Below are 10,121 nucleotides of genomic sequence, written 5' to 3' on the forward strand. Positions count from 1 at the left end.
GCCAGGCGGGCTGCCGCCGGGCCGGCTGCGGATCAGGGCGGAGTTCGCCGCGGCGGCGCAGCGGCCGCTGCCGGAGCTGGCCGAGGAGGTGCGCACGGCGCTGTTCGCCGCGTCGGAGCAGCGCCTGGGCCTGCGGATCGCGGAGGTCGACCTGCGCGTGACGTCCCTGCTGGACGAGCCGCCGGATTCCCCGGCGCCGACTGCGCCACCCGGGCGACCCCGTTCGGGTGCGTCCGTCCCGGACGACCCGCTGGCCGCCGCCGCGGCGTCCGTCGAGGGCGTCAGCGCCGTGACCTCGGTCCACGGGGCGCGCATCGAGTTGGCGACGGCCCGCCCGCACCGGCCGTTGGACGTCGCCCGCGCGGTGAGAGCGGCGCTGGCCGGGGCGGGACCGGGAGAGGCGACGGCCGGGGACGTCACGATCGTGGTGACGGCGATCGGCTGAGCCGCCATGGGCGAGCCCCGGGCGCGACCGTGTCGCGCCCGGGGCTCGTCGCTCCGGCTCGTCGCTCGGTGTCAGTCGCCGAGCCCCGCGAGGTCGCGGAGGCGGCGGGCCTGGGCGGCGCGCTCGGCGACGCGCTGGTCCTCGTAGGAGCGGCCGGAGACGCCCTGGAGCAGGGCCTTGGTCTCGATGACCGCGTCGCGCGGCGCAGCGAGCAGCGCGGCGCTCAAGTCCCGTACCGCGGCGTCGAGTTCGGCCGCGGGCACGGCGATGTTGGCGAGGCCGATCCGCTCGGCCTCGTCCGCGTGGACGAAGCGGCCCGTCGCGCAGATCTCCAGCGCGCGGGCGTAGCCGACCAGCGAGACGAGGGGGTGCGTGCCGGTGAGGTCCGGTACCAGGCCCAGGCTGGTCTCGCGCATGGCGAACTGCACGTCCTCGGCGACGACCCGCAGGTCGCAGGCAAGGGCGAGCTGGAAGCCGGCGCCGATGGCGTGCCCCTGGACGGCCGCGATCGACACGATGTCGCTGCGGCGCCACCAGGTGAACGCCTCCTGGTACTCGGCGATGACCGCGTCCAGCTCCTCGTCGCCGCCGCGCGCCAGGTCGAGGAACGACGGCTCGCCGTCGAAGCCCTCCGGCGTGAACGCCTGCCGGTCGAGGCCGGCGGAGAAGGACTTACCCTCGCCGCGCAGCACGACGACCCGCACGCTGCCCGGCAGTGACCGACCCGCCTCCGTCAACGCCCGCCACAGAGCGGGAGACTGGGCGTTGCGCTTCATGGGGTTGGTCAGGGTCACCGTGGCAACGGCGTCCTCGACGGTGAGTCGTACGCCGTCCTTGTCGATGACGAGCACAGAGTCGACAGAGTCGGACGAAGTCATGAGGCGCCTCCGGTTCGGGTGCAGCACAGCTCGGCGAAATGATGCCCAAGCTAAGCTACTGCACAGTAACCACCTGGTCGACCCCTCGGTCGACCAGGTGGCCACCGTCGGAACCGGTGGACCGGACGAGCCGCGCCCCGGCGTCAGGCCGAGGCGGCCTTCTTCCCTCGTGTCGCTCCGCCGCGTCCGCGCAGCGTCACTCCGGACTCACTGAGCATCCGATGGACGAATCCGTAGGAGCGGCCGGTCTCTTCGGCCAGCGCCCGGATGCTCGCACCGGAGTCGTACTTCTTCTTCAGGTCTGCCGCGAGCTTGTCGCGCGCGGCGCCGGTCACCCGGCTGCCCTTCTTCAGAGTCTCGGCCACCCGTGCCTCCTCATGGGAAGTGCGCTCTGGACTTCTCATGATCACCCCTCGCGGACGTCCTGGCCACCCATTCGACAAGGTCCGTGACGCGAGCTTCGCGTCCAGGCAAGGGGTCGTCACGACCGGAATCTCAGATTCCGATGGGGCCCGCGGCCCTTCCCGAGCCGGCTCGCGAGGGAAGTGCCAGGTCAGGGGCGTGCGGCCGACGGAAGCGGGGCGCGCCGCCAGACGGAAGGATTCCGCACGGCGTCGCGCCCCGGTACCAGACGTTCTCACTCAGATGATGGATCACCCATGAGCCGAATGATCCCTACGAAGATGATCAGGCGAGGGCTCCACGGGCCTCGGCGGGGCCTCAGGCGAGGGCCACCAGGTCCGCGTAGTCCGCGCCCCACAGGTCCTCGACGCCGTCCGGGAGCAGGATGATCCGCTCCGGGCTCAGCGCCTCGACCGCGCCCTCGTCGTGGGTGACGAGCACGACCGCGCCCTTGTAGGTGCGCAGCGCGCCGAGGATCTCCTCACGGCTGGCCGGGTCGAGGTTGTTCGTCGGCTCGTCGAGGAGCAGCACGTTCGCCGAGGACACGACCAGGGTCGCGAGCGCGAGCCGGGTCTTCTCGCCGCCGGACAGCACGCCGGCCGGCTTGTCGACGTCGTCGCCGGAGAAGAGGAACGAGCCGAGCGTCTTGCGCACCTCGACGAGGTCGAGGTCGGGCGCGGCCGAGCGCATGTTCTCCAGGACCGTGCGGTCCGGGTCGAGGGTCTCGTGCTCCTGGGCGTAGTAGCCGAGCTTGAGGCCGTGGCCCGGGGTGACCTCGCCGGTGTCCGGCCGCTCGACGCCGCCGAGCAGCCGCAGCAGGGTCGTCTTGCCCGCACCGTTCAGGCCGAGGATCACCACGCGCGAGCCCTTGTCGATCGCGAGGTTCACATCGGTGAAGATCTCGAGGGAGCCGTACGACTTGGACAGCCCCTCCGCGGTCAGCGGGGTCTTGCCGCAGGGCGCCGGCTCCGGGAAGCGCAGCTTGGCGACCTTGTCGGAGACCCGGACCGCGTCCAGGCCGGAGAGCAGTCGCTCGGCGCGCTTGGCCATGTTCTGCGCGGCGACGGTCTTGGTGGCCTTGGCGCGCATCTTGTCGGCCTGCGAGTTGAGCGCGGCGGCCTTCTTCTCGGCGTTCTGGCGCTCGCGCCGGCGGCGCTTCTCGTCCGCCTCGCGCTGCTGCTGGTAGAGCTTCCAGCCCATGTTGTAGACGTCGATCACCGAGCGGTTGGCGTCCAGGTAGAAGACCTTGTTGACGACCGTCTCGACCAGGTCGACGTCGTGGGAGATCACGATGAAGCCGCCGCGGTAGGTCTTCAGGTAGTCGCGCAGCCAGACGATCGAGTCGGCGTCGAGGTGGTTGGTCGGCTCGTCGAGGAGCAGGGTGTCGGCGTCCGAGAAAAGGATCCGGGCCAGCTCGATCCTGCGGCGCTGACCGCCGGAGAGGGTGTGCAGCGGCTGGCCCAGCACCCGGTCGGGCAGGCCGAGCGCGGCGGCGATGGTGGAGGCCTCGGCCTCGGCGGCGTACCCGCCCTTGGTGAGGAACTCGGTCTCCTGGCGCTCGTACTGCTTGAGCGCCTTCTCGCGGGTGGCGCCCGCGCCGGTGGCGATGCGCTCCTCGTTCTGCCGCATCTTGCGGATCAGCACGTCGAGGCCGCGGGCGGAGAGGATCCGGTCGCGGGCCAGCACATCGAGGTCGCCGGTGCGCGGGTCCTGCGGGAGGTAGCCGACCTCGCCGGAGCGGGTGATGGCGCCGCCGGCGGGCTGGCCCTCGCCGGCCAGGCACTTGGTGAGGGTGGTCTTGCCGGCGCCGTTGCGGCCGACCAGGCCGATGCGGTCGCCCTTGGCGATGCGGAAGGACGCGGATTCGATGAGGACGCGTGCGCCGGCGCGCAGCTCGATACCGGAAGCGGTGATCACGGACAGACTCCAGGGCGGGTGGGACGGCGGAAGGACGGGCGCTGCGGGCTTCGACGCCGTCTAATGCGCGGGGAGAATGGCCATGAGGCCAGTCTAACGGGCGCATGCAACTGGTTTTCCTTCGCAAGATCGCCACAAGGGGCGGGACGGTCCGGGCTGATCGATACTCGGCGCAGGGCGGCGGCCCCTGCCGCGGCAGCGACGCGGAGGGTGGTGGCCCATGCAGTTCGACGACGACGCCGACCTGGACACCTCGGAGGTACGCGACGCCCGGGGCAGCCGGATCCCCGGCGGCAGGGCCACCGTCGGCGGCGGCGTCGTCGGCCTCATCGCCCTGATCCTCGGACTGCTCTTCGGGGTGGGTCCCGAGCAGCTGGGGCTGTCGTCCGGGACCGACGACCCGGTGGCGACCTCCTCGTACGCCGCCCAGGTGGACCGGTCCTGCCGGACCGGCGCGGACGCGAACGCCCGGGAGGACTGCCGGATCGTCGCGGTGGTCAACAGCGTGCAGGACTACTGGCGCGCCGAGTACGCGCGGCGGGGCGGCCGGTACGGCGACGCGCGCACGGTGATGTTCACGGACCGGGTGGGGACGGCGTGCGGGACGGCGAGCTCCGCGGTCGGGCCGTTCTACTGCCCGGGCGACCGGCAGGTCTATCTGGACCTGGGCTTCTTCCAGGAGCTGCGGACGAAGTTCGGCGCCGGCGGCGGCCCGTTCGCGCAGGCGTATGTGGTGGCGCACGAGTACGGGCACCACGTGCAGAACATGATGGGGACGCTGAGCCGGGCGCAGGACGGGCGGACGGGCGCGAACTCGAGCGCGGTGCGGGTGGAGCTGCAGGCGGACTGCTACGCGGGCGTGTGGGCGCGGCACGCGACGACCACGCCGGACGAGCGGACCGGGCGGCCGCTGCTGACCCGGCTGACGGCCGCCGACATCCAGGACGGCCTGGACGCGGCGGCCGCGGTGGGCGACGACCGGATCCAGGAGCGGTTCCAGGGCCGGGTGACGCCGGAGAACTGGACGCACGGCTCGGCGGCGCAGCGGCAGCAGTGGTTCGACACCGGCTACCGGACCGGTGACATGGCGCGGTGCAACACCTTCCGCTGAGCCGGAGTTCACCCCGTTGTTCACCCCGTCGTCAGTGACGGCTGCCAGACTGAGATCCAGGTCACATGGAGAGGAAGTGATCGGAATGTCCGAGGCACCCGACATCTGTCCGACCCTGCGCTACGAGGACGCCAAGGCCGCGATCAAGCTGCTCACGGAGGCGTTCGGCTTCACCGAGCACGCCGTGTACGAGGGGGAGGACGGCCGTGTGCTGCACGCCGAGCTCGTCTACGGCAACGGCATGGTGATGCTCGGCAGCTCGGGCACCGGCAGCGAGTTCGACAAGCTGATGGCCTCCGCCGGCCCGGTCGGCGTCTACATCCACGTGACCGACGTCGACGACCACCACGCGAGAGCCGTCGCCCACGGCGTGGAGATCGTGATGCCGCCGACCGACCAGGAGTACGGCTCGCGGGACTACATGGCCCGCGACGCCGAGGGCAACGTCTGGAGCTTCGGGACGTACGCCCCCGGCGCCTCGTAGAACCTGCCGGACTCAGGCTCCGCCGGTGTGGACCTGGAAGGCGGCCCGCCGGACCGCCTTGGCGAGGGCCGGGTCGGGGTGCGCCGCGGCGAGCGCGACGAGGACCTGCACGGTGCGCGGGTGGCCGACGGCCCGGACCTCGTCGAGCAGGGCGGGGACGGTGCCCTGCACGGCGGAGTCGAGGTGGCGGACCAGCAGGGTGCTCTCCCCGTGGTCGGCGACGGCCGCGGCGGTGTCCACCCAGAGCCAGGTGGCCTCCTCCCGGGTGAGCACGTCCGGAGCGTCGTCAGGGTCGGCGCCCTCGTACTCGGCGAGCCAGAGCAGCGCGTACGGGCGCAGCGAGGGCTCCTCGGCGACGGCCCGCACCTCCGCCTCGGCGGGCGCGCCGACGACGCGGAGCGCCTCGAAGGCGAGGCCGCGCAGCAGCGCGTCCTCGCCGCGGGCGACGGCGAGCAGTTCGCCGATGGCGCTGCCGAGGGTGCGGGCGGCGAGCCAGGCGCGGTACTCGGCGCGGGCCGGGCCGGGGGTGAGCCGGGCGCAGCCGCGCAGCATGTCCTCGGCGGACTGCTCGATGTTGCCGGCCGGGCTCTGCGCGGCGACGCAGATCTGCTCCAGCTTGACCCAGACCGCCCAGTTGCCGAGCGGGGTGAGGGTGGCCTGGTTCTGGCCGAGGGTGAGCGCGCCGACGGCGCCGAGGCCCTCCAGGGCCCAGCCGAGCAGCGGCGCGAGCGCCTCCGCCGTGGGCGCGCCGGAGACGGTCGGGCCGGCGTCCGCGGCAGTGTCGGCGGCGGGCACCTCGCAGCGCTCCTCGCGCAGTTCCTCGACGCGCTGCTGGAGCAGGTCGAGCAGGGCCGGGACGAGCACGGGCCCGGCGGACAGCTGGAGGAGGGAGAGCACCTGGGGCACGGCCTCGACGACCTCGGCGACGTCGCCGGGGGCGACGTCCTCCGGGACGGGGTGAACCAGGGACCAGGCGTCGAAGAGGGCGACCCAGCCGCGCAGGACGGCGGAGTCGTCGCGGTCCCAGGCGTGCAGCCGCCAGCCGGGGCGGGCGGTGTCGCCGTGCAGCTCGACGAGCCCGGCGAGCCGTGCGCGGTCCCAGCCGGCCCGGATCTGGTCGGGCGTCAGGTCGAGTTCGGCGGCGGCCCGTTCCTGGGCGGGGAGGGCTTCGGGGGCTCGTGCGACGGAGGCCCAGCGGGCGATCCGGACGGCGTCGTCGAGGACCGTCCTCGCCTGGCGGGCCAGTTCGTGGCGGGGCGGTGTGCCCTCGGGCGGCCGCGGCGCCGGCCGGGTCCGCCGGGTCGTCACGGCCCGTCGGGCCGTGGCGAGGGCCCGCGGACGGACGAGTCGGAGTCTGGAGTTGCGCGCCAATTGCTCATCAGGCTTTCGAGACGTCACGGGGGCAGTCTTCCCGCTGACGGCCCGAAAGCCCAATCGGAATGCCCCGACCCTGCTGGAGCCCTGCTAGAGGAGGGGGACGAGGAAGCGGCGCAGGGCCTCTTCGTAGGGGGTCGGGTCGGCGTTCCACATGGCCGCGTGCGGGGCGTGCGGGACGGCCCGCAGGTTCACCAGGTCCGGGCGGAGTGCGGCGAGTTCCCGGGACGCCTCCCAGGGCGCGATCGTGTCGTCGGGGCCGTGGAAGAGCAGCGTCGGGACGCGCAGGGCCTGCGGGTCGGCGGTCTCCAGGGGCGACTCGCCGAGTCCGCTCCTGCTGCGCGCGGCGCGGACGGCGAGCGGCAGCAGCGGGCCGGGGGTGTGGCGGGCGGCGGCGAGGGCGCGCAGGGTGGCCTCCTGGTCGAGTACCGGGGAGTCGAGCACGAGCCCCGCGACCCGCTCGCGCAGCCCGGAGCCGACGGCTGCGTGCAGGGCCATGGTGGCGCCGGTGGACCAGCCGTACAGGACGACCTTCTCCGCGCCGTGCCGGACCGCGTGCCGGATGGCCGCGTCGACGTCGCGCCACTCGGAGTCGCCGAGGTGGCCGAGGCCGTCCGGGGAGCTGGGGGCGCCGGGGTCGCCGCGGTAGGCGGGCATGAGGACGGGGATCTGGCGCCGGTGCAGGAAGGGCAGCAGGTTGAGGGGGTGCTGCCGGGTGGTGCCGAGGCCGTGCAGGGTGATCACCCAGGTGCGGCGGGGCCCGGGCACGTGCCAGGCGGGCAGGGAGCCGAGCTCGCCGGGGATGTCGACGTCCTGGTAGTCGACGCCGAGGGCGCTGAGCGGGGTGCCGGTGTGCAGCTGCGGGGTGAACCGGACCCGGGCGCCGGTCTGCAGGGCGCCCTGTTCGACGCGTTCGAGGCGGCGTACGACGGTGTCGGCGGTGTGCGGGACGTGGTCGAGCACGGGGCCGACGACGGCGTGCACGTCGGGGCCCTCGATGCCGTACGTGCCCGGGCGCAGCGCGGCGAGGCTGCGGGTCAGGGTGATCCGGCCGGGTCCGGTGGCGTGCACGGTGAGTCGGGGGTCGCCGGGCAGGGCCCGGCCGGGCGGCGCGTTGAGGGCCGCGTCACTGGCGTACCGGCCGGCCGCGTACAGGGCCGCGCCGACGCCGATCAGGGTGGTGACGGCCGCTGCCGTCGCTGTAGCCGGGCGCACCGTTCCAGTGTCGGCACGGGTGGGGCGGGCTGCCAGCGGACGCGGGGCGCCGGAGTGACCAGAATCTCTTCCGATCGCGTCGGACGGGCCCCTGCGGACCGCCGGGCGAGAGGGGCCGAACCGGCACATGCCGCCTACTCCCCCGTAACTGCGGGCATTACCGCCGGTCACGCCCGCTCGTTCGAGCGACCCGGCAGCGCCCAACACTCAAGCGGAATCCCCGGATCCCGGTTCGAGACACCCCATCGCCCGACCCAGTTCATCTTCCGTTCACTCAGGTTGCCTACGTTCGTCCAGCCACTGACGTCAAACGATTGCCTGGGTAAATGGAACACCTCACGCTGCTGCTCGCCATTGTGGTCGTGACAGCTCTCGTGTTCGATTTCACGAACGGTTTCCACGACACCGCCAACGCGATGGCGACGACCATCTCGACCGGTGCCCTCAAGCCCAAGACGGCGGTGGCCATGTCCGCCGTGCTGAATCTGGTCGGCGCGTTCCTGTCCGTCGAGGTCGCCAAGACGATCTCCAAGGGACTCGTGAACGAGGAGGGCATCCAGCCCGAAGTCATCCTCGCCGCACTGGTCGGCGCGATTCTCTGGAATCTGGTGACCTGGCTGGTCGGTCTGCCGTCCAGCTCCTCCCACGCCCTGATGGGCGGCCTCGTCGGCGCGACCGTCGCCTCGATCGGCCTCAGTGGCGTCAACGGCGACGTCGTCGTCACCAAGGTGCTCATCCCGGCCGTCGCCGCCCCGCTGGTGGCCGGCATCGCCGCAATGTTCGCCGCCCGCCTGACGTACCGCATCGGCAAGAACGCGGACGACAAGACGACCGAGAAGGGCTACCGGGCCGGCCAGATCGCCTCCGCCGGTCTCGTCTCCCTCGCCCACGGCACCAACGACGCTCAGAAGACGATGGGCATCATCACCCTGGCCCTGGTCGCCGGCGGCGTCCTTGCCCCGGGCTCCAACCCGCCCGTCTGGGTCATCGTCTCCGCCGGCACGGCGATCGCGCTCGGCACCTACCTTGGCGGCTGGCGCATCATCCGCACGATGGGCAAGGGCCTCACGGACCTCCAGCCGCAGCAGGGCTTCGCCGCCCAGACCAGTGCGGCCACCGTCATCCTGGCCTCCTCCACCCTCGGCTTCTCCCTCTCGACCACGCACTCCGTCTCCGGTGCCGTCATGGGCGCCGGCCTCGGCCGCAAGGGCGGTGTCGTCCGCTGGTCGACCGCCACCCGGATGTTCGTCGCCTGGGGCCTGACCCTTCCGGCCGCGGGCCTGGTCGCGGCCGGCGCCGAGTACGTCGCGCGCCAGGGCGACTGGGGCGTCTACGCCGTCGCGGCCTTCCTGGTCGCCTCCTGTGTCGGGATCTGGCTGGTCTCCCGCCGCCAGGTCGTCGACCACACCAACGTCAACGAGGTCTCCGAGGACGACGAGCCCGCGGGCGTCGTGACCACCGCCATCGCGGCCGTCACCCCGCCGCCGGCCGGCTCCGTCGCCGCCGTCGCGGACGAGGACCTGAAGACCACCATCCCGACGCCGGCCTCCACGGACCCGGCCGCTCCCCCGGCCCCCGCCGCCGCGCTGTAAGGAACGAACCACATGAAGATCGACTGGGCAGCTCTCGGCTCCGTCTTCGGAGTCAGCCTCGTGGCGACCGTCGCCCTCGTGGGCCTGTTCACCCTCGGCATCGTCGGCCTCTCCAAGCAGGAGCAGGCCGCCGCGCAGGGCGGCTCCGCCGCTCTCGCGCGGACCGGCGCGTACGCCTGCTTCGCGCTGTGCGCGGCGGCCGTCGCGTACGGCATCTATCTGATCGTCGCCTGACGACACCAGCTCCCCCGGCCGGGCGGGCCGCACCTTCGGGTGCGACCCGCCCGGCCGTCGTGTTTGTGGTGCTTCGCACAGTGATCCCTCGCAGGTCAAGAGTGAGTTGACGGCCGTTCGGGGGGCGTGGTGGACTCACGGGGCCATTACGGCGGCAACGAAGAGGAAGCCCGGTGCGAATCCGGCGCGGTCCCGCCACTGTGACCGGGTACGACCCCGGGAGCCAGGAACTCTCGCCGCCGGTCACGTCGAGCCAGGGCGCGGACCCTGAGTGAGGACAATGCGCCATGCCTGGCCGCAGTTCCGCCACAGCTGTCTTCGCGTACGGCGCCACCGCCGGTCTGGTGGCCGACCTCGCCCTGGGCGACCCCCGCCGGGGCCATCCCGTCGCCGCCTTCGGCCGGGCCGCGGGGGCGGTCGAGCGCGTGCTCCGGCGCGACCACCGCGGCTGGGGCGCGCTGCACACCGC

The 10,121-nt window shown here is 73.0% G+C and carries 9 protein-coding genes, 2 pseudogenes and 1 riboswitch; of the genes and pseudogenes, 6 read left to right on the plus strand and 5 right to left on the minus strand.

Annotation, left to right across the window (positions count from 1 at the left end):
* A pseudogene (locus VIU94_RS04835) lies at window positions 1–445 on the plus strand (hypothetical protein); the annotation flags it as partial.
* Between the two features lie 71 nt (window positions 446–516).
* On the opposite strand, the gene VIU94_RS04840 reads toward VIU94_RS04835, so the two are convergent.
* From VIU94_RS04840 to abc-f, 3 genes are all read right to left on the minus strand, one after another.
* Window positions 517–1,323 carry an enoyl-CoA hydratase/isomerase family protein gene (locus VIU94_RS04840; RefSeq protein WP_331907883.1) on the minus strand — a complete coding sequence of 269 codons (807 nt, stop codon included), beginning with the start codon at window positions 1,321–1,323 and terminating at the stop codon, window positions 517–519.
* Between the two features lie 143 nt (window positions 1,324–1,466).
* A complete protein-coding gene (locus VIU94_RS04845) occupies window positions 1,467–1,688 on the minus strand; it encodes a helix-turn-helix domain-containing protein (RefSeq protein WP_006123601.1) in 222 nt (73 codons plus the stop codon).
* Between the two features lie 355 nt (window positions 1,689–2,043).
* Window positions 2,044–3,642 (minus strand): ribosomal protection-like ABC-F family protein, encoded by a 1,599-nt coding sequence (abc-f, locus tag VIU94_RS04850; protein ID WP_331907885.1) that lies wholly within the window; start codon window positions 3,640–3,642, stop codon window positions 2,044–2,046.
* 220 nt (window positions 3,643–3,862) lie between these two features.
* Between abc-f and ypfJ the strand changes: the two genes are divergently transcribed.
* Window positions 3,863–4,753, plus strand: coding sequence for a KPN_02809 family neutral zinc metallopeptidase (gene ypfJ / locus VIU94_RS04855; protein WP_331907887.1), 891 nt, complete (start codon window positions 3,863–3,865; stop codon window positions 4,751–4,753).
* A gap of 85 nt (window positions 4,754–4,838) precedes the next feature.
* On the plus strand, window positions 4,839–5,237 hold the full coding sequence (locus tag VIU94_RS04860; RefSeq protein ID WP_331907889.1) for a VOC family protein: 399 nt from the start codon (window positions 4,839–4,841) through the stop codon (window positions 5,235–5,237).
* Between the two features lie 12 nt (window positions 5,238–5,249).
* On the opposite strand, the gene VIU94_RS04865 is transcribed toward VIU94_RS04860, so the two are convergent.
* Entirely contained in the window at window positions 5,250–6,635 is a 1,386-nt protein-coding gene (locus VIU94_RS04865) for a hypothetical protein (protein ID WP_414720887.1), read from the minus strand.
* Window positions 6,636–6,701: 66 nt separating this feature from the next.
* Entirely contained in the window at window positions 6,702–7,826 is a 1,125-nt protein-coding gene (locus VIU94_RS04870; RefSeq protein WP_331907893.1) for an alpha/beta hydrolase, read from the minus strand.
* A gap of 326 nt (window positions 7,827–8,152) precedes the next feature.
* On the opposite strand from VIU94_RS04870, the gene VIU94_RS04875 reads away from it, so the two are divergent.
* The 3 genes and pseudogenes from VIU94_RS04875 to VIU94_RS04885 all read left to right on the plus strand — a co-directional run.
* Entirely contained in the window at window positions 8,153–9,418 is a 1,266-nt protein-coding gene (locus VIU94_RS04875; RefSeq protein ID WP_331907895.1) for an inorganic phosphate transporter, read from the plus strand.
* Window positions 9,419–9,430: 12 nt separating this feature from the next.
* Window positions 9,431–9,652 carry a hypothetical protein gene (locus VIU94_RS04880; RefSeq protein ID WP_327377098.1) on the plus strand — a complete coding sequence of 74 codons (222 nt, stop codon included), beginning with the start codon at window positions 9,431–9,433 and terminating at the stop codon, window positions 9,650–9,652.
* A 135-nt stretch (window positions 9,653–9,787) separates the two neighbouring features.
* Window positions 9,788–9,907, plus strand: a riboswitch (cobalamin riboswitch).
* A 32-nt stretch (window positions 9,908–9,939) separates the two neighbouring features.
* Window positions 9,940–10,121: pseudogene (locus VIU94_RS04885) on the plus strand (cobalamin biosynthesis protein); the annotation flags it as partial.

This window comes from Streptomyces sp., from assembly GCF_036566765.1.
Taxonomy (GTDB): Bacteria; Actinomycetota; Actinomycetes; order Streptomycetales; family Streptomycetaceae; genus Streptomyces.